The organism is Mycobacterium sp. AT1 (genome assembly GCF_002043095.1).
In the GTDB taxonomy this organism is placed as follows: Bacteria; Actinomycetota; Actinomycetes; order Mycobacteriales; family Mycobacteriaceae; genus Mycobacterium.
The window spans coordinates 27,741-52,127 of the sequence record NZ_MVOC01000073.1 but is presented as its reverse complement, the minus strand read 5'-3'; the positions used below and the strand labels follow the sequence as shown (position 1 = coordinate 52,127).

Below are 24,387 nucleotides of genomic sequence, written 5' to 3'. Positions count from 1 at the left end.
CCCTTCGCGATTTCGGCGCGTTCATCCGCGGTGAGCGCGGGTCAGCGCGCCGAAATCGCCGCTTAGGGGAGGCCGCCGTCGACCCGCAGGATCGAACCGGTCGTGAAGCTCGACGCGTCGGAGGCGAGAAACAGTGCGGCGCCGACGATCTCGCTGGGCTGCCCGGCGCGCCGGAGACCCAGATGGTCGAAGGGCGATGCGCCGTCGAGATCCCAGGCCTTGCTCACGTCGGTGAGGAACGGCCCCGCCATCAACGTGTTGACCCGCACGGTCGGGCCGAAGGCCTTCGCGAGGCCCTCGGTCATGGCGTTCAAACCCGCCTTGGCTGCGGCGTAGGGCAGCAGGTCGGGCGTCGGCCGGATGGAGCCCACCGAGCTGACGTTGACGATCGAGCCGCCGCCCGCGGCGACCATCCGCTCGCCGATCAGCGCCGAGAGCCGAAACGGGCCCTTGAGATTCAGGTTGAGAACCGCGTCGAAGAGCTTCTCGCTGACCGACGTCAGCGACTCGTACAGCGGGGACATACCGGCGTTGTTGACCAGGACGTCGACCTTGCCGAACCGGTCGTAGACGGCGTCGACCAGTCCGTCGAGCTGATCCCACCGCCCGACGTGCACCTGGTAGGGGAAGGCGGTCCGGCCGGTCGACGCCGAGATCTCCTCGGCCGTGACGACGCACGATTCGAGGTTCCGGCTGGCGATGACGACGTCGGCGCCGCATTGGGCTGCGCCGAAGGCCATCTCGCGTCCCAGGCCGCGGCTGCCGCCGGTGACGAGCACCACCCTGTCGGTCAGGTCGAACAACTCGTCGGCACACCCCATGGCGCGTCTCCCCCCGCTCGGCAGCCATATGGTGTCACGGTGCAACTGCTATTGGTTCGACATGCGCTACCCCTCCGCAGCGAGGCCGGTCAGGGTTCGGACCCCGACCTGTCCCCCGAAGGCGTCGAACAGGCCAAGCGGCTGCCCGACGCGCTGAAGCGGTTCCCCATCACCCGACTGGTGAGCAGCCCACAGCGGCGTGCCCTGCAGACCGGCCAACCGGTGGCCGACGCGTTGGGTCTTCCGATCGAGGTGGACGAGCGGCTCGCCGAATACGACTACGGCCAGTCGCATTACACGCCGATCGAGGAAGCCTCTGAGGAAGACCTCAAGCGCCTGATGAGCGGGCAGTTGCCCGGTGAGGTCGACCAGGACGCGTTCATCGCCAGGGTGAGGGCCGGGATCGACGACGTCGTCGCGACCGCCGGGCACGACGAGACGGTGGCGGTGTTCAGCCACGGCGGCGTCGTCAACGCGATCGTGCACACCGTCATGAAGACCGAGCGGCTGTTGTGCGTCCAGGTGGACTACGCGGGCGTGACGCGACTGCTGTCGTCGCGCACGGCAGGCCTCAACGTCGCGTCGGTCAACGGCACCGAACACGTCTGGGACCTGCTGCCGCGAAACCTTCGGTGGTGAGTGCTCGCGCGTATCGCCCAACCGGTCGGATGGTAGACAAGTCCAGTGACAACGGATGCTTCCCCACTGGACGGCCTCGACCTCGGCGCGCTCGACCTGCACCTGCGCGAGATCGGCGTCCCACGCCACGGTGAGCTGCGCGGCGAGCTCATCGCCGGCGGCCGGTCCAACCTCACCTTCCTGGTGTTCGACGACGCCGCCAAGTGGGTGCTGCGACGCCCGCCGCTGCACGGGCTGACGCCGTCGGCGCACGACATGGCGCGCGAATACAAGGTGGTGGCTGCCCTGGAGAACACCGCGGTGCCCGTCGCCCATGCCGTGACGATGCGCAACGACGACTCGGTGCTCGGGGCTCCGTTCCAGATGGTCGACTTCGTCCCCGGCCGAGTGGTGCGCTACTCCGAGGAGCTGACCGCACTTGGCGATCAGAGCGCGATCGACGCCTGCGTCGACGCGCTGATCAAGGTGCTGGCCGACCTGCACGCGCTCGACCCGGACGCCGTCGGCCTCGGCGACTTCGGGAAGGCAAGCGGCTATCTCGAACGCCAGGTGCGGCGCTGGGGTGGGCAGTGGGATCTGGTGCGGCTCGACGACGATCCGCGCGACGCCGACGTGAAGCGCCTGCACGCCGCGCTCGGCGAGGCGCTGCCGCCGCAGACCAGAAGCTCGATCGTGCACGGGGACTACCGCATCGACAACACGATGCTCGACGCCGAGGACGCCACCACGGTGCGCGCCGTGCTCGACTGGGAGATGTCGACGCTCGGCGATCCCCTCAGTGACGCCGCGCTGATGTGCGTGTACCGCCATCCGATGTTCGACATGGTGCACGCGAACGCGGCGTGGTCGTCCCCGCAGATTCCCTCGGCAGACCAACTGGCGCAGAAGTATTCGGTCGCGGCAGGCCTGCCGCTGGACCACTGGGAGTTCTACATGGCGCTGGCGTACTTCAAGCTGGCGATCATCGCGGCGGGAATCCAGTACCGCGATCGGATGGGCGGCACCACCGAGTACGGCGACAAGGTGGGGGAGGCCGTTGCACCGTTGGTGGCGGCCGGTCTTTCGGAGCTCGCCGCTACCTGAGCGCGGCCTTGTAGTTCTTCTTCGCCGCGCGTCGCAACTGCACGATGCGGACGATGCCGGCCAGGGTCGTCACCAGGCCACCGAGCACGGCTGCGGCCAGCAGGGCGACGCCCAACGGCAGGCTCCACGACCACCCGAGGAAGTGGAACGTCCCGGGATCGGTGTTCTGCGCGATGAAGATCAGCAGCACGATCAGGACGAGGAAGCCGACGATCAACGCCGACCACAACGCTGCGGCCCTGGTGAAGTGGACCGCATTCTCGGGTACCGGCCTCGACGCCGGCGCGTCCGCGGGTCCGGGCTCGACCGGGTCCAGCGGGCCGGAATGGCTCGGATCGGCGGGCGGAAACTGCGGGTCGACGCTCATGGCTCCATCCTTGCCCCTTTCGGGCGAGTTGGAAACCGGCGTTACTGGGTAGTCCCCAGTTCGTCACCAGCGATTCGTGCCGAGCTAAACCCAAGCAGCATGCTCGTCGGCTCGTTATGGTCGCTCCAGGCAGGTGACGCCGAAAGGACTTCTCACGTGAACCCCGTACGACGATCCACGCGCAGACGCACTCTCGCCGTTCTGGCGGCGACGCTCGCACTGGTAACCGCCGCGTGCGGCAGCTCGAACCCCTTGGGCGGGGGTGAGATATCGGGCGATCTGAAGTCGATTGCGGTGGGATCGGCCGACTTCACGGAGTCCAAGATCATCGCCGAGATCTACGCACAATCGTTGGAGGCCAACGGTTTCGACATCCGGCGCCAGTTCGGCATCGGCAGCCGCGAGACCTACGTGCCCGCGGTCAAGGATCACTCGATCGACCTGATCCCCGAGTACACCGGCAACCTGCTGCAGTACTTCGACAAGAACACCAAGGCCACCGATCCGCAGTCGGTCGAGCTGGCGCTGTACCGCGCACTGCCCGGCGATCTCTCCATCCTGACGCCGTCACCGGCCAACGATCAGGACACCGTTGCGGTCACCGCGGACACCGCGCGGAAGTGGAATCTCAAGACCATCGGCGATCTGGCCGCCCACTCGGCCGAGGTGAAATTCGGTGGGCCGTCGGAGTTCCAGACCCGCACAGAGGGGCTGCCTGGGCTCAAGGCCAAGTACGGCCTCGACATCGCGCCCGCCAACTTCGTGTCGATCAGCGACGGCGGCGGACCCGCGACGGTGCGAGCGCTGGTGGACGGCACCGTGACTGCGGCGGACATCTTCAGCACGTCGCAGGCGATTCCGCAGAACAATCTAGTGGTCCTCGAGGATCCGAAGAACAACTTCCTGGCCGCCAACGTCGTCCCGCTGGTGGCATCACAGAAGATGTCCGACCAGCTCAAGTCGGTGTTGGACGCCGTGTCGGCGAAGCTGACGACGGAGGCCCTGATCGAGATGAACACCGCGACGTCGGGCAACGGCGGCATCGATCCGGACGAGGCGGCGCGCAAGTGGGTACAGGACAACGGGTTCGACAAGGCCCTCGGATGAGCGCTCGCGCGAAGACCACGAGAAGCGGAGCTAAAGCGTGATCACCTTTGACGGCGTCACCAAGAAGTACCCGGACGGCACGGTTGCCGTCGACGACCTGACACTCGACGTCCCCGAGGGAACGCTCGCGGTGTTCGTCGGACCGTCCGGCTGTGGCAAGACCACTTCGATGCGCATGATCAACCGGATGATCGATCCGACGTCGGGCACGTTGACCGTCGACGGCAACGACGTCACCAAGGTCGACGCCGTGAAACTGCGGTTGGGCATCGGCTACGTCATCCAGAGCGCCGGTCTGATGCCACATCTGAAGGTGGTCGACAACGTCGCCACCGTGCCGGTGTTGAAGGGGGAGTCGCGGCGGTCCGCGCGCAAGGCGGCACTCGGGGTCCTCGAGCGCGTCGGACTCGACCCGAAGCTCGCCGACCGGTACCCGGCCCAGCTTTCTGGCGGTCAGCAGCAGCGCGTCGGGGTGGCCCGCGCCCTGGCTGCCGACCCCCCGATCCTGCTGATGGACGAGCCGTTCAGCGCCGTAGACCCAGTCGTCCGGGAGGAGCTTCAGGTCGAAATCCTGCGGCTGCAAAGCGAATTGCGCAAGACCATCGTCTTCGTCACCCACGACATCGACGAGGCGCTCAAACTCGGCGAGAAGGTCGCGGTGTTCGGGCGGGGCGGGGTCCTCGAACAGTACGACGCACCACGACGTCTGCTGTCCAACCCGGCCAACGACTTCGTCGCGGGATTCATCGGCGCCGACCGCGGTTACCGAGGCTTGCAGTTCACGCCGGGAACCGGCCTGCCGCTGCACGATCTCAGAACGGTAGGTGAATCTGGAGTCGACGCCCTCGACCTCGGACCGGACGAGTGGGCGCTGGTCACCAGGGCCGACGGGTCGCCGTACGCGTGGATCGACGTCAACGGGGTCGGGCTGCATCGCCAAGGAAAGTCCTTGTACGACAGCACGATTGCCGGCGGATCACTCCTCGTCCCGGACGGCACGATGCGCCTGGCGCTCGACGCCGCACTGTCGTCCCCATCCGGGCTCGGCGTCGTGGTCGACGATCGGCAGCAAGTCGTCGGCGGGGTCAAGGCCGACGACGTCATCGCGGCGATCAAGGGCAAGAAGGGATTCGGCTAGGTGCGGTATCTCTTCACACACCTCGACGACGCCTGGGATCTGACGCTGATCCACCTGTGGCTGTCGTTGGTTCCGTTGGTGCTCGGGTTGATCATCGCGGTGCCGCTTGGCGCGCTGGTGCAGCGGACGAGCTTGCTGCGGCGGTTCACGACGGTGGTGGCCAGCATCATCTTCACCATCCCGTCGCTCGCGCTGTTCGTGGTCCTTCCGCTGGTCATCCCGACTCGAATCCTGGACCAGGCCAACGTGATCGTCGCCCTGACGCTGTACACGGTGGCGTTGTTGGTGCGCGCCGTTCCGGAGGCGCTCGACGCCGTCCCGCCTGCCGTGCTCGACGCCGCGACGGCCGTCGGCTACAAGCCGCTGACCAGGATCGTGAAAGTCGAACTGCCGCTGGCCATCCCGGTGCTCGTAGCCAGCCTGCGGGTCGTCGCGGTGACGAACATTTCCATGGTGTCGGTGGGCTCGGTGATCGGCATCGGCGGTCTAGGCACGTGGTTCACCGAGGGATATCAGGCCGACAAGAGTGACCAGATCATCGCGGGCATCATCGCGATCTTCGTCCTCGCAATCGTCGTCGACACGCTCATCATGGTCGCCGGGAAGTTCGCGACTCCGTGGTTGCGGTCGGCGAAGAGGACAAAGGCGGGTGCCCGATGAACTTCCTTCAGCAGGCCCTGTCCTTCATCTTCACCGCCGCCAACTGGGGTGGACCCGCTGGCCTGACGGTGCGCATCCTCGAACATCTGCAGTACACCGCGGTGGCGCTCCTCTTCTCCGCGCTGATCGCGATTCCGCTCGGCATGCTCATCGGGCACAGCGGCCGCGGCACCTTCCTCGTCGTGGGCGGAGTGAACGCACTTCGGGCGCTTCCGACGCTGGGCGTGCTGCTGCTGGGCGTGCTGCTGTGGGGTCTCGGCCTCATCCCGCCCACGGTCGCGCTGATGCTGCTCGGCATCCCGCCGATGCTGGCCGGCACCTACTCGGGCATCGCCAACGTCGACCGGGCGGTGGTGGACGCCGCCCGGTCGATGGGAATGACCGAGTCCCGGGTGTTGCTTCGGGTCGAGGTGCCCAACGCCTTGCCCTTGATTCTCGGCGGGGTCCGCACCGCGACGCTGCAGATCGTCGCCACGGCCACCGTCGCCGCCTACGCCAGTCTCGGCGGGTTGGGTCGCTACCTGATCGACGGCATCAAGGTCCGCGAGTTCTACCTGGCCCTGGTGGGTGCGCTGGTCGTCACCGCCCTGGCGCTGATCCTCGACGCCGCGCTGGCGTTCGCGGTCTGGCTCTCGGAGCCGGGAACCGACAGATTCCGGAAGATGCCGCAGCCGTTCCTCGGTGACGAGGTCGCGCTGGAAAGTGCGTCGACGTCACGATCTGGCGGGCTTTCCTCAGGAAACCACGAAGCACGGGGACCGTCGCCTACGGTGTAGGCATGAGTGAAGTAGTCCGCTCTGAGTCAGAGGACAATTGGCCGGCAATACTGACGTGGCGCGCCCACGACGTACCCCGGATGGAATCCGTTCGGGTGCAACTGTCGGGGAATCGCATCAAGGCATACGGGCGCATCGTTGCCGCCGCGACGGAGGTGCACCCGGCCTTCAGCGCATCCTATGACCTGGTCACCGACGACAGCGGCGCCACCAAGCGACTGTCGCTGACGGTGACGATGGCCGAGCGCGAGCGTCAGCTCAACATCGCCCGCGACGAAGAGAACATGTGGCTTGTGCAGGACAAGCAGAACCAGGCCACGCGTGAGCCGCACGACGGCGCCCTCGACGTCGACGTGGTCTACAGCCCGTTCTTCAACGCGCTGCCGATCCGCCGCACCGGGATCCACCAGCGGGCCGAGTCGCTCTCCCTGCCGGTGGTCTACGTCCGCATCCCGGAACTGACCGTGGAGACGGTGGTCGTCGACTACGCGAGCGACGGGCCGAACGCCGGCATCAAGCTGAAGTCACCCGTCGCCGAGACCACGATCACGGTCGACGACGAGGGGTTCATCCGCGACTACCCAGGACTGGCAGAGCGGATCTGATCACGCCGCCGGCGCGACCGGCGGCGGCGAGTTCCTCGCGCCAACCGTCCTCGCCGACGGAGATTTCCAGGATCTGAGGGCGGTCGAAGTCGTCGGAGAGCGTCCGTGCCGCGTGCCCCGACTCGACCAGTTCCGCGACCGAACCTCGGGTGGCCAGCTGGTCGCGGGCGCGGCTGAGCAACTCGATGGCCGCGTCGAGCGACGAGCCCAACGGGCCGGAGTTCGCCTCGCACATCGCTCGCACCAGATCGGGGGCGGTGGCGGCGACCCTGGTGCCGTCCCGGAACGAGCCCGCGGCCAGCGAGAACGCCAGTGGGACGTCGGCTGCCGTGGCCGCGAGCGCCTCGGCCAGCAGGTGCGGCAGGTGTGAGATGGCCGCGGCCGCCGCGTCGTGCTGGTCGGATTTGGCGGGGACGACGACGCTTCCGCAGTCCAGCGCCAGGTGCATGACCTCGGCCCAGACCTGCGGGTCGACGTGGTCGTCGACGGTGACGACCCACGGTGCGCCGGTGAAGAGGCCGACGTCGCCTGCCGTCCAGCCGGAGTGGGCGGTACCGGTCATCGGATGTCCGCCGACGAAGCGGTCGAGCAGTCCGTGTTCTCGAACCGCTTGCAGGACGGCCACTTTCACGCTGGTGACGTCGGTGAGTGGGCAGTCCGGGGCCGTCATGCGGACGTGGTCGAGCATGCTGGGCAAGGCGGGCATCGGAACGGCCAGCACGATCAACGCGTGGGTGGCCGCGGCCCGCTCCAGCGTCTCGACGACGCTAGTGGAGGCGTCGAAGCCGTCGGCCTTGGCGGCCCGAACGCCGTCGGCGGAGCGGTTGTATCCGAAGGCTTCGCGGCCGGCGGCGGTAGCCGCCCGCATCAACGATCCGCCGATCAGTCCGAGGCCCAACACGCACACCGCTGGTCTGCTCACCCTGCAAGGTTGACATTGATCGTGATGGCTGGTCAAAAAGCCTGAGCTGGGACTAGCGTTGCCTTCCATGGGAGTACAGCGAGCGCAGGCGCAGAACCAAGCCGCAGATCTCCCGGACGGATTCGGCGTCGCGGTGGTCCGCGAGGACGGCAAGTGGCGTTGTTCGGCGTTGCGCAGCAGTGCCTTGACGAGCCTGACCGACGCCGAAACCGAATTGCGGGAACTGCGATGTGCCGGGGCGGTCTTCGGGTTGCTCGACGTGGACGACGAGTTCTTCGTCATCGTGCGACCCGCGCCGGGTGGTGCTCGGTTGTTCCTGTCAGACGCCACCGCGGCGGTGGACTACGACATCGCCAGGCAGGTGCTCGAGAAGCTCGATTCGGAGACGGACCCCGACGATCTCGAGGACGAGGATCCCTTCGAAGAGGGTGACCTCGGGGTGCTCTCCGACATCGGCTTGTCCGAGGGCGTCCTGAGCATCATCATTTCCGACGACGACTACGCCGACGAACAGCTCTCGCGGATCGCCCAGGAAATGGGCTTCGGCGACGAAATGTCGGCATTCCTGGACAAACTCGATCGCTGAACCGTTGACCGATGCCGATCTGATCAGGGCGGCGCTCGACGCCGCATCGGCGGTCGGCCCCCGCGACGTGCCGATCGGTGCCGTGGTGTTCGGCCCCGACGGCGTCGAGCTGGCACGGGCGGCCAACGCCCGCGAAGCGCTCGGCGACCCGACCGCGCACGCCGAGATCCTGGCGTTGCGTGAGGCGGCTTCAGTGCTCGGCGACGGCTGGCGACTGGAGGGTGCGACGCTCGCGGTCACCGTCGAGCCGTGCACGATGTGCGCCGGTGCGCTGGTGATGGCGCGCGTCGCCCGGGTGGTGTTCGGGGCGTGGGAGCCGAAGACGGGTGCGGTGGGTTCCCTGTGGGACGTGGTGCGCGACCGGCGGTTGACGCATCGGCCCGAGGTGCGGGGCGGCGTGCTCGCCGAGGAGTGCGCGGCGCCGCTGACGGCGTTCTTCGCCCGGCAGCGGTGAGCTTCGGCGGCAATTAGGGGCCGCGCCGCCTTCCCGGTAAGCTGCCCCACGGTGGCGTGTCCGAGCGGCCTAAGGAGCACGCCTCGAAAGCGTGTGACGGGTAACCCCCGTCCGAGGGTTCAAATCCCTCCGCCACCGCCACAGCCCCGATCCTGCTCACGCAGGTGAGGGGCTGTTTTTATGCCCGCTGCGCAGCGGCGTCCCCATCCTGTGCCCACACTCTGCCCACACTTGAGTCCGAGTACCGGCTATGGAGCGTGACCGCGACGGCATCGAGGTCGTCATCGAATAGGTCGCTGTAGGTGTCGAGCGTGACCTTCGCGGAGGTGTGTCCGAGCATCCGCTGTAGCGCCAGGACGTTGACGCCGGCGCTCACCGAGAGGGACGCGCAGGTGTGGCGGAGGTCGTGCGGGGTGATGGCCTGAACGCCGGCGCGCTTCACCGCGGCGGCGAACCATCCGCCCGCCGACTTGGGGCGTGGGAGGTACCCACCGCCGGCCCTGCCGGTGAACACCAGCGCGTCGCAGGCCTTGCCGGTGCACAGCGCTGCAAGCTCGTCGAGCACGAACGTGGGGACGGGGACCGATCGCGCCTTGCGACCCTTGGTCGCGCCGACGGCGTGGTCCACGCCGAGTTGTACGGCGTTCTCATGGATGGACAGTCGCCGCCGCAGGAACTCGACGTCGCGCACCCGCAGCGCTACTGCTTCACCCCATCGGATGCCGCAGTAGGCCAGCGTCAAGACGAGGGCGCGGTGCTCGCCGGCTTCATCGGCCAGGCGCGCGACGTCGGTCGACGACAGGTAGACATGGCGCTTGGCCGACTTTCGCGGTAGCCCTTCGATGCCCTTCGCCGGGTTGACGGCGAGGCGTCTCGCTTTGACCGCATCGGTCAAGATGCCCGACAGGACGCCGTGTGCTCGTAGCACCGTCGTGGCGCCGGCGCCCTTGCTGACCATCTTGGTAACCCACGCTTCGACGGCAAGGACGTCCACGTCGACAACGCTGACCGCGCCCCATCGGGGTCGGACGTGGACCCGCCATGCGGACTCGATCATTCGGTAGTTGCTCGGCGCCGTGGCTTGCTCTTTGCGGCCGAGCCACACGCTCGACAGTTCGGCGACTGTGACCTTCCCGAGGGCCGGTGCGATGTACTCGCCGCGCATCTTCGAGACCTCGACCTCGGCGGCGAAAGCCTCGGCGGCGCGCTTCGTCTTAAACCCGCGTTTGTCTGTCTGTTTGTGCTCTGGCGTACGGTACCGAACACGGTAAAGCGTTGTGCCGCTCGCTGTTTGGTACTTACTTATCGTCGCCACTAGGACCGACCTTCTTCACGAACTTGCTCATCGCCTCGCTGAGCGACTTGAGTTCTTCGATGTCCACTCCGAGGTATTCGGATGGGTTCGGGTTCGATGCCTCGACGAACGCGAATATCGGGGCGTCGCTACTCGAAAGCCCCTCGCCCGGAAGGATTCCCAGCGGGGAGAAGCCGCGACCCCATCGCCAAATCTCTTCGGACGGGTGGGCATCCTCGTCGGCCGGCAGAACGCGACTATCTTCCATCGGCAGAAGCAACGCGAGCGGCGACACGTTGAGCGCAACCGCGAGCGCGGCCAGGTCGTCGGCGTCGACCCGGCGCTCGCCAGACTCGATCCGGCGCAATCCGAGTGGGGGGATTTCGCGCCCGTACTTTGCCAGCTTTCGGCTCAGATCCGCGTAGCCGAACCGCCGCAACTCGCGGAACCGTCGCACCGTCTGCGCGACGTTCTCGCCAATGGGTCCGAGATCTGACTTCTTCCCTGCCATTCGGCGACTGTATGCGATCAAAAATGAGGTAGCAAGGTTGATCCTTGATTGTTCGTTCTCCAACTGATAGAGATAAAGCGCATGCGATCGAACGAATCGCAGAAGCGATCAAAAATGGAGCACCGAATGATCGAGTTAGACGCCCTGCCGCCACTGCTGACGCCCGCCGAACTCGCTGACCTGATGCGCACGACCACGAACAGCCTCGCGCAGGACCGCTACCTCGGCCGCGGAGTGCCGTTCATCAAGAACGGCAAGCGTGTGCTCTACGCCCGGACGGCAGTCCTCAACTACCTCGAACGAAACATGGCTCAGCGCACCGACGCTCCGCGCGGAATCAGCGCGTGACCACCGAAGCGCACCAGATCGCGGCACGCCTCGCGGCCGCAAGCGAAGTGTTCCCCATCGCGCAGGCGGACGGTTGGGATGCCCGCGCATACGTGAGCGCCGAAGGCGACGTCCTCACCATCGCCGTGACCGAACACCTCGGCCGCGCCAGACGCGAATACCGGGCCGTCATCCAACAGGTCGCCAAGAGCCCGTAGGCGCCACGGCCTCGGGAGTCAGTTTCTACAAACGATGAAGCGAAGGGTGCGTGATGGCAGGCGACGATAGGGACGGGTTCGTCCTGGTCGACTGGGCACGGAGCGCCGGCCATTCGGTCCCTGGCACGCGTGCGGACGAGCGGAGCCGGCACCACCGGGATAAGGCGAGCGCGCCATGACCCCCGCGCAGCGCCGTGGCGAGGTGGTGTGACGCGATGGGACACCGCAACCCAATTCAGGTCTTCGGCGACCCCGTACGCAAGGGCTACACTGTCGTCTCCGACGAACTGATTCGCGTCGGTGCGCACCACCGCGCGCTCGGCTCCGACGGCCTGGCCGTGATCCTGCTGATGCTGTCTCGCGCGTCCACCAAGGCCGGCCAGAAGGCTTGGGAAACGTCGGCCACGCAGATCTCTGTTGAACTCGGATGGGGACTCAACCGGGATCGCGCCACCGCCGCCATACAGCGAGCCGAAGACGACGGGCGACTTGTGCGGCGCGGGTTCACCCGCGACGGGCAGGTAGTCAAGCAACGGTGCGCCTACGCGATCTGTGCCGGCGGGCGCCGCTTCACCGACGAAGAACTGGTCGTCGCCAAGGAGCCGATCGTGCTGCCCTCCAGACGGAGAACGGACCAATGAGACCCGCCGTCGTGGTGCACGAAAACCGTGCACCTAACAGAGTCGTGGTGGTGCACGGAAACCGTGCACCTACGAGAGCCGTGGTGGTGCACGGCATCCGTGCACCACGAAACCTACAGAGGTGCACGACTAGGGGTGCACCTCAACACTTTCCGACGCTGCACGGTTTCCGTGCACCTAAGGTGCACCCCCGTACGTGCAACATAGGAATACCCACGTACTTAGGGATACTCCATCCGGTCATGCACTGGCGTGCACGACCGCTCGAATCCCCCTGCCGAATCTCCGTACGGGGTTACGCAAACCGGGGACTTCTCGGTGACCCACAGACCGCGCGCGCGTGGAATGAGGTGGCCGCGTCGTGAGGTCGCGAGTGTTCGAAGAGGTCTATGCCGACGCGGCAATGGACCGGGAATGCCCGAACTGCCAAGCGCCGCCGCACAGGTGGTGCAAGCGCCCCAACGGCGCGCCCCGGCCAATTCCGTGCGTTGCCCGTATGCGCCTCGCTGCCCCGCCCGCCGGCGCCACCCGATGCTGCACACCGAGTCCACCCGAGGTCGAGCACCAGGACGCGCCGGCTTACCCCACCCGCTCATTCAGCGAGCCCATTTATCAACCCGACGACACCCCGGAGTGACCCTGATGCCAGACCAAGAACGACGCAACCCGACCCCCGTCCGGGCCGACGACGCACTGAAATACGCCGCTGCGGTGCTCAAATCGGGCACCAGTGAGTTCCCGGCCGAGTCGCAACGCGTTGTCCTCGGCTTGGCCGCGCAGTTTGGCGACGGGGGACGCCACTCCGACGGCCGTTACTCCGACGGGCGTCTCGTCGAAACGACAGTCGAGATCGTTCCGGCAGGCAACGGGACCGCACATTGCGTCTGGCATCCGGATCCCACCGCCGAGCAACTGCAGTCGTCGGTAACCGATCTGCGGGACGACCCATATGGGCGGTCGAGCGGCTTCTTCGAAGTGACGATCGACCCCGTCGCGCAGGAACTTCGGGCACACCTGGTGCGGCTGTAATGACGAACTGGACGCACATGGCGGCGCTCGCCGCTGAAATCCCGGCGTTGCCGGGTGCCGCGTGCAAGGCCCACTGCGACCTCTACGAGCGGACCATCAGCGAGCACCACGCGGCCGGCCGGCTCACCAAGACCGAACTCGACGACGCCCGCCGCGAAGCCCTGCGGCTCTGCGCCGGCTGCGAGGCCCAGATGCAGTGCCGAGCGTGGCTCGACGCGTTGCCGAAGTCACGTCGGCCGCGCGGCGTTGTCGCCGGCGTGGTGATCACAACTGCCGGGACGCCGTCGAAGACCGCGACGCCGGCCACGCTCGGCGCCTCCGGGACGGGATCATGACCGCCGCAGAGTCCGGCCTGATGCAAGGCGTCGGGTTCGTGGTCCTCTCCGGGCCGGCGCTGCGAGCGGCGCGGGACAGTGCGCTGATCGCCGTCAAACACCGCAAAATGTCCGGCGTTCCTTACCAGACCTACGAAGCCCTGGCCTGCAAACTTCACGAAGTTATGTCCTACGGCGGACCGTCGGACACGCGTTCACCCGCCATCAGCAAGGCTGCCGACGTGGACCGACCAAACGTGACGATCGCCGAAGTAGCTGTCCGCCTGGGCATCTCGGAACGGCACGCCCGACGACTGGCTCCGAAGCTCGGGGGCCAGAAGATCGCCGGCTCCTGGTTCGTCGACGAACTGGCGATACGCCAACACCTGGAAGGGAAGAAATGAACAACCAAGAGCGCGCCCGCCTTATCGCGAGCCTGACCGACGACGAGCTTCGTCAGCTCCGCGGACGCCTGAAAGACCCCGACGCACACGGCGCCGCCGACCGGCGCTTCGCAAGCAACCTCTTCAGCGGATCCGACGACGGCGACGACCAGGACGACGCCGACGATCCCGGCGAGTACACCGACGAACAGCGGCAATGGGCGAAGGAGCTGTTCGCCACCCTCGACGACGAAAGCGACATCCTGCCCGGACTTCCGGGCGGACGAACCGTCGGCCGCACGACACCAGATCGGCGAGAGCCCAGTTCGCACAGCGACTTCCGTTACAGCTGACCCTCACAACCCACAACCGGAAAAGGACACCCAACATGCCCGGAATCTCGGCTCACACCCGCGCCCAAGCCGTCACCAATGCTGCCGACACTCTCGACGTTCGGCTGCCCCCCGAATACTTCGAGCAGGTCGCCGACGCGGAAGCGTTCCTCGCAGCAGCCAACCAAACCATTTGCAAGAAGGAGGATCTGCACCGCGCCGTCCTCGACGCCATCGAGGAGGGTCGCAACTACGTCACCGACCCGGTCATTCGAATGATGGCGCTCAACGCGCAACTCACCGACGGGAATATCCTCGCCGACGCGCGCGCCCGCGCCGAGCAGCTGATGTTGGCGGCACTCAAGGACCACGCGGACGACATTCTCGACAGCTGGGTCGACGCGCTCGACGACCACGCGGCGAACCTCGCCGCCGCCGCGAAAGCCGGCGTGAACCTCAAGGACGCCACCGGCGCCGTCGCACGCGGCGTGGCGACCATGACCCACCTGCACAACGCGCAGATTGCCGTGAGGGCATGGGCGACAGCCGCGAACGGGTTCTACGCGCTCGCAGCCGTCGCCGGCGTCAGGATCAGCGCCGACCCGATCGTCGTGCTGACGCCGGCACGTCTCGCCGACTACGAACCCGCCATCGACATGGCCCGCGAAGAGAGGGCACGCGAGGTCAGCGCGTGGGTACTGGCGCGTTGCAACCTTCCGCTCAAGCTCGCCACGCTCGACGAGTTCAAGAAGCGCGCCGAGCAGTACCGATTGGACACCGAAGACGTGGCGCGCAAACACGCCGCATGCGCGAACGCCGCCGGTTTCAACCGGTAGCACCACGAACACCTGACGGCCGGCGCGGGACGGAAGTCCCGGTTACCTTCCTGGCGCGCCGGCCGTCAGGCCCACCACCACGACGAGGACCATGACATGAGCACCGGCACCCACGCCGACACCTGCCCCGCCGGTCCGCTCGGCGGAATCTGCAACTGCACCACGACGACGAGGACCAGGCCGTCGGTCTACGTCGAGGACCAAGACCAGGACGTCGCGATGATCGGCGTCGTCGCCGCCAACCACGACCGGATCCGCGACATAACCAATCCACTCGGCATCGACCATCGCAACGTCGTCGCGATCCCCGCGCGAACCGTCGACACTGCAGCGCGTGGCCGCGTGCTCGACGCTCCGCTCGTCGACCACACCTGAAACCCACGTCGACCCGCCCGATGTCCTTCCGGCCCTCACAGCCTCAGCAGGACCCGTCTACGCGCTCGACCTACCCGCCCCGGGTGACCCCCACCCCGGTCCCGTGCCGCCCCTCTTAGGCATACGCGCTGCTCCCCCTGGCCATATTTTGAAAAAAATGCCCCCATTGGAGCGAGCCCGTGCCGCGCAAAGCTGACGTGCCGTGCACCGTTTGTGGTCGGTTGTTGCCGACGTATCCGGACAGTGCGCCGGCGGATCGGCGGCGTTGCGGGCGGTGCGTCAAGGCCGTGGCCGAGCGGTGGGAGCACGGCACCCGGACGGGTTACCGGCGCGAGGGTTGTACGTGCGACGAGTGCCGCGGGTGGGCCGCGGCGGCGGCGGCTCGGCGATACAGGGCTGAGTACCGCGCTCGGACCGGCAGCGGCTTGCGCGCACGGTACGACCGAGGGGCGCGGCAACCCGGGCCGACGAGGTCGGTTCCGCGGCTACCGATTCGCCACAAGCCCGACGAATGGATGATCCGAACGGTCAACAGTTGTCGAATTGCCAACGGCCGTCGATAAAGGTCCAGGTGCGCGGCAGCGAAGCGCTAGCGGGCGCGCTCGGGTCGGTGTCCACCGAAACGACTTTGCCCGATGAGCCGTTGACGACGGCGGTAGCACTCTCATAGTTCGGCGTGCGCCCGCGAAAGAACTGGTCGAGCACAGCGGAGAACTGGGCGAGGTCTCCGATCATGGCCTGGCAGCGCGCCGAGTAATGCTCCCAGGCTCTTGCATCCTGCCGCTCAGCCGCGAGGACGTCGAGGGCGTGGCCGACGGATTCGAGCGCTTCTTTCGAACGCGGGTCCGGTGAGGCACTCGTCGCGACGTCGGCGCGCTCCGAAGCCGGCGTGGCAGTCGTCGCGACGTCGGCGCTTTCCGAACCCGAGCAGCCGGCGACCGCTACCGCGACGGCCGCTATCCAAAGTGCTGACCTCATGTTGTCCCCTATGTGCGCAGTCCTGGAAGGCTAGTCAGTGTCCGGCCTCCGCCGCTCTGGCAATCGTGTACGGCGTGGTGACCGTAGACCCCTGCTCGCTGCCTGCATGCTTGCCCCTATGTCGAAGCGCGCTGAGTACATGTTCGCGCTCTACTCGGGTTCGCTCGCCGAGCCGGGAGACCGCAACCCGTACGCCGACAGCGAGTCGCTTGTGCTGCCGAAGCTGTGGCTTCGCGGCTACATGCGGATGATGCAGGTCCGGATCGAGACCGGGCCAGCCATGCAGACGTACCTTGCCGCGCGCGCTGCCGCGGAACGGCCTGAATGACGACGCGGGCGGGCAGTTGGTCCGCCGGACTATGTGCCTGATCGCATTTGTGCAGGTAGGTGGAACATTGCCGACGACGGGATCGTTATATGGCTGTGTGTAATCATGTACCGATGACGGATGGGGGTCCCCGCTACGAACGTCCACCGGTCCGAGGTACGACGCTGACTGTCTTCTTCGAACCCGTCGAGAACTTCGACCTATCGATCATCAATAAATTGGTGCAGCGCTGGGCCGAGCGTTTTCCTGCGCTTCAGCAGTCGCCCCCTTCGCCGCGACCGTCTGGCCTGCCCAGCGTCAACTTCTTCAGCGGAGCAGGATGGCCTTTGCCGTCCGTCGAACAAGTGGCTAGCTCGCTTAGTCGGTCGATTAGCTACCAGCACGACCAATTTTCGCTTGCATGGTCGTTCGACCCTGAGGCTCCCGACAGCTCTTATCCGGGGTTTGAGAATCTGTCCGTGGAGCTTTCCACCTATTTTCAGCACTTCGCAGATGTAATCGAACGCCTTGGTGACACGCCGCTCAAGGTCCAGGGCTGCCGCTGCTTCTATGTGAATCGATTCGAAGATATAGAAGGGGTGGATTGGCTAGCTAATGCTCTATCAGGCTGGGAGGGAGTGGCCGCGAAAGAACGGTACAGCCGCGCGGACTACATCGGCTTCCGCTTGAGAAAGACGACCGAGAACCCCGTCCTGGGTACGCGCAGAACCGCACTGTCTGAACTCGATTCGGGGGCTGATACGCCCACAACCCAGCTTGATATCGACGTCGTGTCGCTTCCTTTGCCGCAGTCAAAAATCAATACGATGGGACCCACTGAGGCGGCGCGGATTCTATTGAACGATGCACATACTGTGTTGATCGAGACTTTCCAAACGAGCGCGGACAATGCGATGCGGGCATCTTGGGGGGTGCAGCCATGACCGACCCGAAATTCGAGATTGAGCGACGTTCACGTGAAGTGGCCGCATCAGCGACGGCGCACATCAATGCACTCGCCGAATCACGGTCTTTGCCGGCGATAGAAGCCGCGATGAGAGGTGCGGTCGACGCGATAGCCGAGCGGTCAAAGTCTCTGCCAGCGTGGGAACTTGTGGCCGAAGCGTGGTCTGAGCGGTCTCGATCTGTGCCAGCAATAGAAGCCGCGGCAAGGGCCGCGGCCGAAGCAATAGCCGAGCGGTCAAAGTCTTGGGTGGCGATGGAGGCCCTTACGACGGCCGCGGTCGAATCGTGGGCAGAGCGCGTTCGAACCGTAGCTATAGCTCCGACCGAGCTTGAACAGATGCGAACGGCAGTTCAGAACTATGCGTCTCTCGCGGTGACAGAGGGGCTCCGTCAGACGCTTCTGCGGAACTCCGCTACGAAGCGCGCTCGCTCGGCGCTGCATGAGCTAAAGGGCGAGGGGCTGATTGAAAGCGGGTCTTTCGAGCGAGCTATGAAGCTCATCGACGTGCTGTTCACTCCCAATACAATCTATGCGTCGATTGCGCCGGACGACGGAGGGGTGACCTTCTACTGGCGTGCCGGTGAAATGTCGGTTGAGATTGACATTTATCTCGGCGAGGGCTACTGGTGGCGCGTTCAGAATGTTGCTGCTGAGAGCTATACAGACCACAGCACCGACCTCCCGATTGAACGTCTCAAGTACAGCCTCAACTGGTTCTCAAAGGATGTCGATCGTGAGAATCCGAACTGGCGTCGGCAGACCATCTAGAAGACGTGTCGGAATCAGACGAGTGGGTTAGCGATGATCTATCGCTGGGTCATGATCTTTACATTTTCAGGCGAGTGGCCAAAGGTGACAAAGGGTCGCTTACCGTCGACCGAATGAGCGGCCAGACGCGGCTAGGCAAAGGCGCTCTGAGCCTGAATGGTCCCGACTACGCTCCGCCTGCGGGCTGTAGCGTCCACCTCGACCGTCTGCTGTTTGATCACGAAATCCCGACAAGCAAGGTAGCCAACTGGGAGACGCACGGTGTGGGTCGATTTCAGGCCGCCGACGTCCGCAGAGGTAAGGGAGGCGTGGTGCCTTCTCTCGACGACGAAGACGCCGAATTAGGTAAAGCCCATGCGCTTTTGCGAACAAAATCGCCAGGGCTCCCGAGGCCTGAGTGGAGCGACGTACGAGCTGCGATCCTTGATGCGGCTGTCTACTTTGACTCCGACCCGGGCTACGCTCACGAACCAGATGGCACGTAGCTTGGCGTGCCCCTCCGCTGATGTAGCGTGGCTCGATCCATCATCTGAAAAGAACATCTGAGGCTTAGCTGAGGAAGAAGTCCCCTTGAACACGGGATTGGAATCGTTCAGCGCACCAACGCAATGCCCACTTCTCACGAAGCAGCGACGGAACCATAGCGTTTGCGCAGTGCCTCGACGCTCGGCTGCTGGCTTATTTTCTGACCCTGAAGAGATGCGTACAGCGGGTATCGCGCCAGGTTCGGATCTACCTCCACGATCAGAGTGTCGGGATTGATCGCGATATGTCCTGCGTCGAACAGGCGGTGAATATCAGTCCGCAGAAGAAGGCCCTCGTCGATCTTGTGCGACTCATGCGTCGCGTAGGGAAGAACGTGCGCCGCTTCAAGCGCCTCGGCAGGACATGGTCCCGTTACGGCGCATGAAAGACCGTAGGCGCGCAATAGGCCGGTGCGAAAGTGTCCCTGATTGATGCGCACAAGAACTTGCGCCTGCCGGCGTCCCCCGTCTATTGGACCGTGGACAGTTTTCTGCTCGCCTGGAATTGAGACGCTGAGGTCCCCGAGAAGGCCTTCAAGCCCGACCTCGTCGATGGGTCGGATCGAATTTTGAGCGCTCTGGTCGAGAAGGCGTTCCTGGACCTGAGTCATTGTCAGCGCACCGTCGAGGGCTTGCCATCGGGTGTCGTACGTAGCGACGTAGCGACGTAACGAGTGACTGGGTCGTCGGTCTGTAGGACTGTAGGAGAGCGGTGCTTACAACCTTTGTGGGGGCAGGCGTAATCGTTGGTTCGCTTCCGAAACTCCACGCCCGCGAGCTTGCACTTCTCGCACCGCCGACGAGGCCAGACGCCTGGGCTCAATCTAATCTCGTCCACTCGCGACACGCCTAGGATGGCGTCGCCTTCGCGAAGGACGATGACGTGATCGTTGAGCACTTGTTTGTGATAGGACACTGACTGGTCGTAGGCGTAGGAGGACCCGAGTACGTCCCCGTAGGGGTCACTGCCGCCGTAACTGCGTTCTCCGGCAACTGATGTGAACAACCACGCCGCCATAGGCGGTCAGCGTAGCGGCCAGGTCGGACCACATGCCCGAATCGGCGTCGAACACGGCGCCTTCCCGCGAGACATTCGAAACTCGACGGTCCTTCCGCGTTCGCGGACAACCCGGATTCGCTCGTCAAGCAGTCCGTCGAGCACGGCCGTCGTCGGCATCCCTCCGCCTAACTCCGCGCAGCTTCGGCGTACCGCGGCGACCAACCTCAGTTCGGAGTCGATCACGTCGGGGTCCCGCACACCCCGAGCGTAAGCCGGCCGGCGAGCCCTCCCCGCGCGCCAGTTGCGCGGCGGTGTCGCAGCTTTGCTGGACCTGCGCGCTGAGTCGGACCGGCGTTCTCGCCCGCGTGCCCACATTCTGCCCACATCTGCCCACGAATTGGGCGAATCATGGGTGACCAACCACTATGTGTTTTCACAGCTAGAGGCCGTTTCGGGCTGTTGACGTGCAGGGCGGATAGGGTTCAAATCCCTCCGCCACCGCCATGAACCGCCCTCCTGTTCACGCAGGTAAGGGCGGTTCCTGCGTTGGCGGTGCCGCCATGCTGCGGGCCACGCTCCTGGCGACGTCGGCGGAGAATTCGGCGACGGGGACGTCCCGCGCGGTGGAGAACAGCATCATCGCCGTGCCCCGCAACTGGCCGATCAGGGTCACGGCGGCGAACTGCGGGTCCACGTGCCGACCGATCGAGCCGTCGCCCAGTCCGTCGCGGATCTGCTGGGCAAGGAAGTCCCGGAACCAGGCGTCGCGTTCGGCGAACAGCGGGGCGAGTGCCGGTTCGGCACCGGCAGATTCGGCCCACAGCTTCAGGAACGCCTCCGAGCGGGCCGGCCGCTGCTGCATCCCGATCAGGTAGGCCTCGACGAACTGAGTGAGGCGGCCCAGTCCGGTGGGGGCGTCGGTCGGCACGTCGAACTGCTGAGTGTGCTTGATGAGCTCCTCGAGGAGGCGCGCCTTGCTGCCGAAGTGGTGGTTGACGATGCCACGGCTGTAGCCCGCGGCCTCGCCGACGGCGGCCAGTGATACGGCGCGCGATCCGTGCGTGGCCACCAGGGACGTTGCGGCGTCGAGCACTCGGCGCCTGGTCTCGGCGCGGCGTTCGGCTTGCGTGCGCCGAACGGAGCGCGCTTCGGTCATCGGGTCATCATCCCCTTCGCGTCGTGCGATTGTCGGAGGCCGCATGTATGTTGCGTGATGTACAGCAAGTAAGTATCTCGAAGGGAATCCGCACATGTCTACCTTGGATGCATCTCGTCTCGATCGGTTCCTGGCCGCCGACCCGAACGGCCCCGTCGTCATGCTGAACCTCATCCGGTTCGCGCCCGGCGGGCAAGCCAAGTACATGCAATACATCGAGCGTTTCAGCAGCTCGGGGGTCAACGAGCGCTACGGCGTGACGATCGCCTACGCGGGGGTGGGGCATCCGTCCTTGGCCGCAGACGGTGGTGACTGGGACATGGTCGCCCTGGTGAGCTATCCCAGCCGGCAGCACTTCGTCGACATGGTCGACGACCCGGACTACCTGGAGTTCGAACACCTCCGCACCGAGGCCGTCGCGACCGCCGTCCTGCAGCCCACCACCCCCGCGCTGTGACGGCAACGTCGCCAAATTGACGTTCTCGAACAAAAGGCGCCGCGTCCATGCTTGGCTAGATCGACGAGTCCATTTGCCACCCGGTACCAGACGGCGACGATCGACGGCCTCGAGGTGTTCTACCGTGAGGCGGGGGATCCGGCGAAGCCGACATTGCTTTTGCTACATGGGTTTCCGTCGAGTTCGCACATGTTCCGCAATCTGATCAACTCCCTCGCCGACGAGTATCACCTGGTGGCCCCGGACCACATCGGGTTCGGTCGTTCGGCGATGCCGACGACGACGCAGTTCACCTACAGCTTCGACCGGTTGACCGAGATCACCGAGGGCCTGATCGAGCATCTCGGGTTGGAGATGTTCGCGCTCTACATCCACGACTACGGCGCCCCGATCGGGCTGCGCATCGCCAGCCGCCGCCCGGAGCGGATCACCGCGCTCATCTCCCAGAGCGGCAATGCGTATCTGGAGGGGTTCACCCCGTTCTGGGACATCCTGTTCGCCCACGCCAAGGACCGCGCCGCCAACGAGGAGGGGGTGCGGGAGAAGTTCACCTTGGAGACCACCCGCTGGCAGTACACCCACGGGGTGCCGGCGGACAGGTTGGACCGCATCGCGCCGGAGGCGTGGCTGTTGGATCAATTGGGTTTGGACCGCAAGGACAACGACGCCATTCAGCTGCAGCTGTTCTGGGACTACCAGTTCAACCTGGACGGGTATCCGGCGTTTCAGGAGTACTTCCGGACCCAGCAGCCGCCGTTGTTGGTCGCGTGGGGGAAGAACGACGAGATCTTCGGTGTCGCCGGGGCGGAGGCGTTCCGCCGCGACTTCCCCAACGGGGAGTTCCACCTCCTCGACACCGGCCACTTCGCGCTGGAGACCCACGGCGAGGAGATCAGCGGCTACATCCGCGACTTCATGCCACGCGCACTGGGCACGGCGTAGGGGTCACCGCCAGGGGCGAATGGTCATGCGCCGCAGCAACCCGTCGCGCAGGCCGACGGTGTGGAACACGACCGCACAGATATGCGCGGTGAACGACGCGAACAGCAGGTACGCCAGCACGGTATGCGCGGTGCGCAGCGCGGCGTAGAGCGCGATGCCGTGCGGTGCGATGCCGGGCAGGTGCACCGGCCCCACCAGGGTGACGGGCACGTCCGACGCCGAGACCAGCGCCCAGCCGACCAGCGGTTGGAGCACCAGCAGGGCGTACATCATGCGCTCGGACCACGTCGCCACCTTCCGTTCCAGCGGACTCATCGTCGTCAGGAACGCCGGCGGGTGGTGGCGCAGCCGGTTGACCAGCCGGACGACCGCGAAGACCAGGATGACGATGCCGATCACCCGATGGATCGCCAGCAGCAGCGGGTAGTAGGCCAGCGCGGCGACCATCGTGGCGCCGAGGAAGAACTGGCTGATCACCATCGCGGCCATCGACCAGTGCAGCAGCCGGGACACCAGCGTGAACTTCGGTGGCGCGGCGGCTGGAGCCTCAGTGGTCACTGTTCACCTTCTCGACGTCGACTTCGCTGGGGGACTTGGGTTCTCGGGTTCGCCGTTCGAACGAGCGGGCGTAGACGGCCGACCGCGCCGGGGGCAGCGGGTCGTCCGACGGGCGCAGTCCGTCGGGCAGCACCATGGGGTCGAAGTTGACGTCACGGGCGTTGCCTGCGGCCTCGGTGAGGACGGCGTCGAGGGTGATCACCCCGGCGTCGACGGTGCGCCGTCCTGGCGGCCAGGGGAGGGTGGCGTCGTGCGTGGGGTCGCCAGGGTCGGCCACCGTCAGCACCAGCCGCCAGCTCGCCGGGCCGCGGTGCATCCGGTCGACGAGGTTGTCGAACAGGTAGTCGCGTCCGCCGGGGGAGGACACTCCGGGCGCATCCATCGGCACAGCGGACCACCGGATGGGCACCGACGTCCCGGCACCGTTGGTCGCGATGAAGGCGTTGAGTCCGTGAAAGGTGCTGTCCGCGAAACCAGAACTGGGCGGGGACGCCTTGATGATCTTCATCGCCGCGGCGGTCTCGGGGTGCTCCGCCAGGAAGGCCTTCATCACGCTGGGGACGGGCTGACCGGTGGCCGGGTCGGGCTTGCCGGCCAGCAAGCGGTCGTAGAAGCCCTGCGGCGTGCTGTCGGGGAATACCGGCAGGTTGATCATCGCGGTGCGCCACTGCTCGCCGTTCGGCAGCTGGACCATCAGTCCGAGGCCGCGCACCGCTCCAGGTTGGTCGGCCGCGTCGGGCACGGTTCCGCCGAGTGAGAAGCGGGCGGTCACCGGGAAGGTTCCCGGGGCGAAGACCGACGCCGACGACAGCTCGGCGCCCGCACCGTTGCTGGTGAAGGTGCCGTTCGCGGCGAGCCCCTTGGCGTGATTGCGCCGAAAACCGTTGTGCCGCCCGTAGACCTGTTCGAATCGGTCGGCGAATCGCGACGAGGTCAACCGGCGCGTGTTCAACCAGCCCGACACCTCCGCCAGGCCGCCTGCGCCGACCGCCAGCACGGTGCCGGCGGCGGCGAGGCCGACCAGGGCGTCGCGACGATTGAGCCGTGGACCCGGCATCAGAACGGCAGGTCCAGCGAACCGTCGGTGGTGTCGAGTTCGTCGTGGTTCGAGGTCTGCAGGTTCAGCGTCGTCTTCACCTGCGGAGTGGTTTCGAAGGGCAGCAGCGGGCTGGTGTCGGCGCCGGCGACCGGCGCCAGGGTCATTGCGGCGGCGATGAAGCCCACGGCCAATCCGGGAGCGATGCGCTTGGCGGTGATTCTCATGTCGGCTCTCCTCGTAAGTGGGCCCGGTCTCTGCCGGGATGCCTTCACC

At 65.9% G+C, this 24,387-nt stretch carries 34 protein-coding genes and 1 tRNA gene; 24 read left to right on the top strand and 11 right to left on the bottom strand.

Translation table 11 applies throughout. From position 1 onward, the window contains the following. Positions 1-62 precede the first annotated feature (62 nt). The gene (locus tag B1790_RS29695) at positions 63-821 is read right to left on the bottom strand and encodes an SDR family NAD(P)-dependent oxidoreductase (protein WP_079926867.1); all 759 of its coding nucleotides are present in this window, start codon (positions 819-821) and stop codon (positions 63-65) included. A gap of 39 nt (positions 822-860) precedes the next feature. On the opposite strand from B1790_RS29695, the gene B1790_RS29690 reads away from it, so the two are divergent. Next, a complete protein-coding gene (locus B1790_RS29690; protein WP_079926866.1) occupies positions 861-1,460 on the top strand; it encodes a histidine phosphatase family protein in 600 nt (199 codons plus the stop codon). A gap of 45 nt (positions 1,461-1,505) precedes the next feature. After that, positions 1,506-2,543, top strand: a complete 1,038-nt coding sequence (locus tag B1790_RS29685) for a phosphotransferase family protein (RefSeq protein WP_079926865.1) — start codon at positions 1,506-1,508, stop codon at positions 2,541-2,543. On the opposite strand, the gene B1790_RS29680 is transcribed toward B1790_RS29685, so the two are convergent. Next, a complete protein-coding gene (locus B1790_RS29680) occupies positions 2,536-2,910 on the bottom strand; it encodes a lipopolysaccharide assembly LapA domain-containing protein (RefSeq protein WP_079926864.1) in 375 nt (124 codons plus the stop codon). The genes B1790_RS29685 and B1790_RS29680 overlap by 8 nt on opposite strands. A gap of 156 nt (positions 2,911-3,066) precedes the next feature. Here B1790_RS29680 and B1790_RS29675 point away from each other — a divergent pair, with 156 nt between their 5' ends. The 5 genes from B1790_RS29675 to B1790_RS29655 are packed head-to-tail and all read left to right on the top strand — an operon-like array spanning position 3,067 to position 7,196. Beyond that, a complete protein-coding gene (locus B1790_RS29675) occupies positions 3,067-4,017 on the top strand; it encodes an ABC transporter substrate-binding protein (RefSeq protein WP_304528841.1) in 951 nt (316 codons plus the stop codon). A gap of 37 nt (positions 4,018-4,054) precedes the next feature. Further along, positions 4,055-5,155 carry an ABC transporter ATP-binding protein gene (locus tag B1790_RS29670; RefSeq protein WP_079926862.1) on the top strand — a complete coding sequence of 367 codons (1,101 nt, stop codon included), beginning with the start codon at positions 4,055-4,057 and terminating at the stop codon, positions 5,153-5,155. Further along, positions 5,156-5,815, top strand: a complete 660-nt coding sequence (locus B1790_RS29665; RefSeq protein ID WP_079926861.1) for an ABC transporter permease — start codon at positions 5,156-5,158, stop codon at positions 5,813-5,815. It abuts the gene before it with no gap. Continuing rightward, a complete protein-coding gene (locus tag B1790_RS29660) occupies positions 5,812-6,591 on the top strand; it encodes an ABC transporter permease (RefSeq protein WP_079926860.1) in 780 nt (259 codons plus the stop codon). The genes B1790_RS29665 and B1790_RS29660 overlap by 4 nt, the downstream gene beginning before the upstream one ends. Positions 6,592-6,593: 2 nt before the next feature. Continuing rightward, on the top strand, positions 6,594-7,196 hold the full coding sequence (locus B1790_RS29655) for a putative glycolipid-binding domain-containing protein (protein ID WP_079926859.1): 603 nt from the start codon (positions 6,594-6,596) through the stop codon (positions 7,194-7,196). Here the strand turns inward: B1790_RS29655 and B1790_RS29650 are convergent. Continuing rightward, positions 7,159-8,103, bottom strand: coding sequence for a prephenate dehydrogenase (locus B1790_RS29650; protein WP_079926858.1), 945 nt, complete (start codon positions 8,101-8,103; stop codon positions 7,159-7,161). The two genes, B1790_RS29655 and B1790_RS29650, sit on opposite strands and share 38 nt — an antisense overlap. Before the next feature lie 82 nt (positions 8,104-8,185). Here B1790_RS29650 and B1790_RS29645 point away from each other — a divergent pair, with 82 nt between their 5' ends. The 3 genes from B1790_RS29645 to B1790_RS29635 all read left to right on the top strand — a co-directional run bounded on the left by B1790_RS29645 (position 8,186) and on the right by B1790_RS29635 (position 9,299). Continuing rightward, positions 8,186-8,704, top strand: coding sequence for a tRNA adenosine deaminase-associated protein (locus tag B1790_RS29645; RefSeq protein ID WP_056552272.1), 519 nt, complete (start codon positions 8,186-8,188; stop codon positions 8,702-8,704). Further along, positions 8,697-9,158 carry a nucleoside deaminase gene (locus B1790_RS29640; protein WP_369832454.1) on the top strand — a complete coding sequence of 154 codons (462 nt, stop codon included), beginning with the start codon at positions 8,697-8,699 and terminating at the stop codon, positions 9,156-9,158. Before B1790_RS29645 ends, B1790_RS29640 begins: the two co-directional genes overlap by 8 nt. Before the next feature lie 50 nt (positions 9,159-9,208). Then, a tRNA-Ser gene (locus tag B1790_RS29635) sits at positions 9,209-9,299 on the top strand. A gap of 37 nt (positions 9,300-9,336) precedes the next feature. On the opposite strand, the gene B1790_RS29630 is transcribed toward B1790_RS29635, so the two are convergent. Together B1790_RS29630 and B1790_RS29625 are read right to left on the bottom strand one after the other, a co-directional pair. Beyond that, positions 9,337-10,473, bottom strand: coding sequence for a site-specific integrase (locus tag B1790_RS29630; RefSeq protein ID WP_079926856.1), 1,137 nt, complete (start codon positions 10,471-10,473; stop codon positions 9,337-9,339). Continuing rightward, entirely contained in the window at positions 10,457-10,963 is a 507-nt protein-coding gene (locus B1790_RS29625) for a helix-turn-helix domain-containing protein (protein WP_079926855.1), read from the bottom strand. The genes B1790_RS29630 and B1790_RS29625 overlap by 17 nt, the downstream gene beginning before the upstream one ends. Positions 10,964-11,089: 126 nt before the next feature. On the opposite strand from B1790_RS29625, the gene B1790_RS29620 reads away from it, so the two are divergent. The 9 genes from B1790_RS29620 to B1790_RS29580 all read left to right on the top strand — a co-directional run bounded on the left by B1790_RS29620 (position 11,090) and on the right by B1790_RS29580 (position 15,418). After that, complete coding sequence (locus B1790_RS29620; RefSeq protein WP_079926908.1) at positions 11,090-11,311, top strand: DNA-binding protein; 222 nt, start codon at positions 11,090-11,092, stop codon at positions 11,309-11,311. Further along, entirely contained in the window at positions 11,308-11,508 is a 201-nt protein-coding gene (locus B1790_RS29615) for a hypothetical protein (RefSeq protein WP_079926854.1), read from the top strand. Before B1790_RS29620 ends, B1790_RS29615 begins: the two co-directional genes overlap by 4 nt. Positions 11,509-11,723: 215 nt before the next feature. Continuing rightward, the gene (locus B1790_RS29610; protein WP_079926853.1) at positions 11,724-12,149 is read left to right on the top strand and encodes a hypothetical protein; all 426 of its coding nucleotides are present in this window, start codon (positions 11,724-11,726) and stop codon (positions 12,147-12,149) included. 642 nt (positions 12,150-12,791) lie between these two features. Continuing rightward, positions 12,792-13,178 (top strand): hypothetical protein, encoded by a 387-nt coding sequence (locus B1790_RS29605; RefSeq protein ID WP_142271568.1) that lies wholly within the window; start codon positions 12,792-12,794, stop codon positions 13,176-13,178. Next, complete coding sequence (locus B1790_RS29600; protein ID WP_079926851.1) at positions 13,178-13,513, top strand: hypothetical protein; 336 nt, start codon at positions 13,178-13,180, stop codon at positions 13,511-13,513. The genes B1790_RS29605 and B1790_RS29600 overlap by 1 nt, the downstream gene beginning before the upstream one ends. After that, positions 13,510-13,896 (top strand): helix-turn-helix domain-containing protein, encoded by a 387-nt coding sequence (locus tag B1790_RS29595; RefSeq protein WP_079926850.1) that lies wholly within the window; start codon positions 13,510-13,512, stop codon positions 13,894-13,896. Before B1790_RS29600 ends, B1790_RS29595 begins: the two co-directional genes overlap by 4 nt. Beyond that, positions 13,893-14,228 (top strand): hypothetical protein, encoded by a 336-nt coding sequence (locus tag B1790_RS29590; protein ID WP_079926849.1) that lies wholly within the window; start codon positions 13,893-13,895, stop codon positions 14,226-14,228. The genes B1790_RS29595 and B1790_RS29590 overlap by 4 nt, the downstream gene beginning before the upstream one ends. Positions 14,229-14,263: 35 nt before the next feature. Then, positions 14,264-15,043 (top strand): hypothetical protein, encoded by a 780-nt coding sequence (locus tag B1790_RS29585; protein ID WP_079926848.1) that lies wholly within the window; start codon positions 14,264-14,266, stop codon positions 15,041-15,043. Between the two features lie 96 nt (positions 15,044-15,139). Then, on the top strand, positions 15,140-15,418 hold the full coding sequence (locus tag B1790_RS29580; protein WP_079926847.1) for a hypothetical protein: 279 nt from the start codon (positions 15,140-15,142) through the stop codon (positions 15,416-15,418). A gap of 528 nt (positions 15,419-15,946) precedes the next feature. Here B1790_RS29580 and B1790_RS29575 read toward each other — a convergent pair. Next, on the bottom strand, positions 15,947-16,396 hold the full coding sequence (locus B1790_RS29575; protein ID WP_079926846.1) for a hypothetical protein: 450 nt from the start codon (positions 16,394-16,396) through the stop codon (positions 15,947-15,949). Between the two features lie 118 nt (positions 16,397-16,514). On the opposite strand from B1790_RS29575, the gene B1790_RS29570 reads away from it, so the two are divergent. From B1790_RS29570 to B1790_RS29560, 3 genes are all read left to right on the top strand, one after another. Further along, positions 16,515-16,724 (top strand): hypothetical protein, encoded by a 210-nt coding sequence (locus B1790_RS29570; protein WP_079926845.1) that lies wholly within the window; start codon positions 16,515-16,517, stop codon positions 16,722-16,724. Between the two features lie 113 nt (positions 16,725-16,837). Further along, positions 16,838-17,647: a TIGR04255 family protein gene (locus B1790_RS29565; RefSeq protein ID WP_158083893.1), complete on the top strand. Its 810-nt coding sequence runs from the start codon at positions 16,838-16,840 to the stop codon at positions 17,645-17,647. Continuing rightward, positions 17,644-18,438, top strand: a complete 795-nt coding sequence (locus B1790_RS29560; protein ID WP_142271567.1) for a hypothetical protein — start codon at positions 17,644-17,646, stop codon at positions 18,436-18,438. Before B1790_RS29565 ends, B1790_RS29560 begins: the two co-directional genes overlap by 4 nt. A gap of 619 nt (positions 18,439-19,057) precedes the next feature. On the opposite strand, the gene B1790_RS29555 is transcribed toward B1790_RS29560, so the two are convergent. Both B1790_RS29555 and B1790_RS29550 read right to left on the bottom strand, forming a co-directional pair. Further along, positions 19,058-19,573, bottom strand: coding sequence for an HNH endonuclease (locus tag B1790_RS29555; protein ID WP_079926842.1), 516 nt, complete (start codon positions 19,571-19,573; stop codon positions 19,058-19,060). A gap of 909 nt (positions 19,574-20,482) precedes the next feature. Beyond that, positions 20,483-21,118, bottom strand: coding sequence for a TetR/AcrR family transcriptional regulator (locus B1790_RS29550; protein ID WP_079926841.1), 636 nt, complete (start codon positions 21,116-21,118; stop codon positions 20,483-20,485). 94 nt (positions 21,119-21,212) lie between these two features. Between B1790_RS29550 and B1790_RS29545 the strand changes: the two genes are divergently transcribed. Beyond that, on the top strand, positions 21,213-21,575 hold the full coding sequence (locus B1790_RS29545; RefSeq protein ID WP_079926840.1) for a hypothetical protein: 363 nt from the start codon (positions 21,213-21,215) through the stop codon (positions 21,573-21,575). Positions 21,576-21,764: 189 nt separating this feature from the next. Then, positions 21,765-22,517: an alpha/beta hydrolase gene (locus B1790_RS29540; protein WP_233165377.1), complete on the top strand. Its 753-nt coding sequence runs from the start codon at positions 21,765-21,767 to the stop codon at positions 22,515-22,517. Between the two features lie 3 nt (positions 22,518-22,520). Here B1790_RS29540 and B1790_RS29535 read toward each other — a convergent pair whose 3' ends face one another. Genes B1790_RS29535 through B1790_RS29525 form a run of 3 tightly spaced genes read right to left on the bottom strand, consistent with a single transcriptional unit; the run spans position 22,521 to position 24,338 of the window. Then, complete coding sequence (locus B1790_RS29535; protein ID WP_142271575.1) at positions 22,521-23,006, bottom strand: cytochrome b/b6 domain-containing protein; 486 nt, start codon at positions 23,004-23,006, stop codon at positions 22,521-22,523. Between the two features lie 58 nt (positions 23,007-23,064). Beyond that, positions 23,065-24,132, bottom strand: a complete 1,068-nt coding sequence (locus B1790_RS29530) for a catalase family peroxidase (protein ID WP_079926837.1) — start codon at positions 24,130-24,132, stop codon at positions 23,065-23,067. Next, positions 24,132-24,338 (bottom strand): hypothetical protein, encoded by a 207-nt coding sequence (locus B1790_RS29525; protein ID WP_079926836.1) that lies wholly within the window; start codon positions 24,336-24,338, stop codon positions 24,132-24,134. The genes B1790_RS29530 and B1790_RS29525 overlap by 1 nt, the downstream gene beginning before the upstream one ends. Positions 24,339-24,387: the final 49 nt, after the last annotated feature.

Excerpts from the sequence above, each read along its gene's own strand:
- B1790_RS29540 (WP_233165377.1), top strand. The coding sequence starts at position 21,765 with ATGTTCCGCAATCTGATCAACTCCCTCGCCGACGAGTATCACCTGGTG.
- B1790_RS29555 (WP_079926842.1), bottom strand. The coding sequence starts at position 19,573 with ATGACTCAGGTCCAGGAACGCCTTCTCGACCAGAGCGCTCAAAATTCG.
- B1790_RS29620 (WP_079926908.1), top strand. The coding sequence starts at position 11,090 with ATGATCGAGTTAGACGCCCTGCCGCCACTGCTGACGCCCGCCGAACTC.
- B1790_RS29610 (WP_079926853.1), top strand. The coding sequence starts at position 11,724 with ATGGGACACCGCAACCCAATTCAGGTCTTCGGCGACCCCGTACGCAAG.
- B1790_RS29550 (WP_079926841.1), bottom strand. The coding sequence starts at position 21,118 with ATGACCGAAGCGCGCTCCGTTCGGCGCACGCAAGCCGAACGCCGCGCC.
- B1790_RS29625 (WP_079926855.1), bottom strand. The coding sequence starts at position 10,963 with ATGGCAGGGAAGAAGTCAGATCTCGGACCCATTGGCGAGAACGTCGCG.
- B1790_RS29605 (WP_142271568.1), top strand. The coding sequence starts at position 12,792 with ATGCCAGACCAAGAACGACGCAACCCGACCCCCGTCCGGGCCGACGAC.
- B1790_RS29570 (WP_079926845.1), top strand. The coding sequence starts at position 16,515 with ATGTCGAAGCGCGCTGAGTACATGTTCGCGCTCTACTCGGGTTCGCTC.
- B1790_RS29660 (WP_079926860.1), top strand. The coding sequence starts at position 5,812 with ATGAACTTCCTTCAGCAGGCCCTGTCCTTCATCTTCACCGCCGCCAAC.
- B1790_RS29565 (WP_158083893.1), top strand. The coding sequence starts at position 16,838 with ATGACGGATGGGGGTCCCCGCTACGAACGTCCACCGGTCCGAGGTACG.
- B1790_RS29695 (WP_079926867.1), bottom strand. The coding sequence starts at position 821 with ATGGGGTGTGCCGACGAGTTGTTCGACCTGACCGACAGGGTGGTGCTC.
- B1790_RS29600 (WP_079926851.1), top strand. The coding sequence starts at position 13,178 with ATGACGAACTGGACGCACATGGCGGCGCTCGCCGCTGAAATCCCGGCG.
- B1790_RS29575 (WP_079926846.1), bottom strand. The coding sequence starts at position 16,396 with ATGAGGTCAGCACTTTGGATAGCGGCCGTCGCGGTAGCGGTCGCCGGC.
- B1790_RS29590 (WP_079926849.1), top strand. The coding sequence starts at position 13,893 with ATGAACAACCAAGAGCGCGCCCGCCTTATCGCGAGCCTGACCGACGAC.
- B1790_RS29655 (WP_079926859.1), top strand. The coding sequence starts at position 6,594 with ATGAGTGAAGTAGTCCGCTCTGAGTCAGAGGACAATTGGCCGGCAATA.
- B1790_RS29545 (WP_079926840.1), top strand. The coding sequence starts at position 21,213 with ATGTCTACCTTGGATGCATCTCGTCTCGATCGGTTCCTGGCCGCCGAC.
- B1790_RS29525 (WP_079926836.1), bottom strand. The coding sequence starts at position 24,338 with ATGAGAATCACCGCCAAGCGCATCGCTCCCGGATTGGCCGTGGGCTTC.
- B1790_RS29560 (WP_142271567.1), top strand. The coding sequence starts at position 17,644 with ATGACCGACCCGAAATTCGAGATTGAGCGACGTTCACGTGAAGTGGCC.
- B1790_RS29580 (WP_079926847.1), top strand. The coding sequence starts at position 15,140 with ATGAGCACCGGCACCCACGCCGACACCTGCCCCGCCGGTCCGCTCGGC.
- B1790_RS29645 (WP_056552272.1), top strand. The coding sequence starts at position 8,186 with ATGGGAGTACAGCGAGCGCAGGCGCAGAACCAAGCCGCAGATCTCCCG.
- B1790_RS29535 (WP_142271575.1), bottom strand. The coding sequence starts at position 23,006 with ATGGCCGCGATGGTGATCAGCCAGTTCTTCCTCGGCGCCACGATGGTC.
- B1790_RS29530 (WP_079926837.1), bottom strand. The coding sequence starts at position 24,132 with ATGCCGGGTCCACGGCTCAATCGTCGCGACGCCCTGGTCGGCCTCGCC.
- B1790_RS29680 (WP_079926864.1), bottom strand. The coding sequence starts at position 2,910 with ATGAGCGTCGACCCGCAGTTTCCGCCCGCCGATCCGAGCCATTCCGGC.
- B1790_RS29595 (WP_079926850.1), top strand. The coding sequence starts at position 13,510 with ATGACCGCCGCAGAGTCCGGCCTGATGCAAGGCGTCGGGTTCGTGGTC.
- B1790_RS29585 (WP_079926848.1), top strand. The coding sequence starts at position 14,264 with ATGCCCGGAATCTCGGCTCACACCCGCGCCCAAGCCGTCACCAATGCT.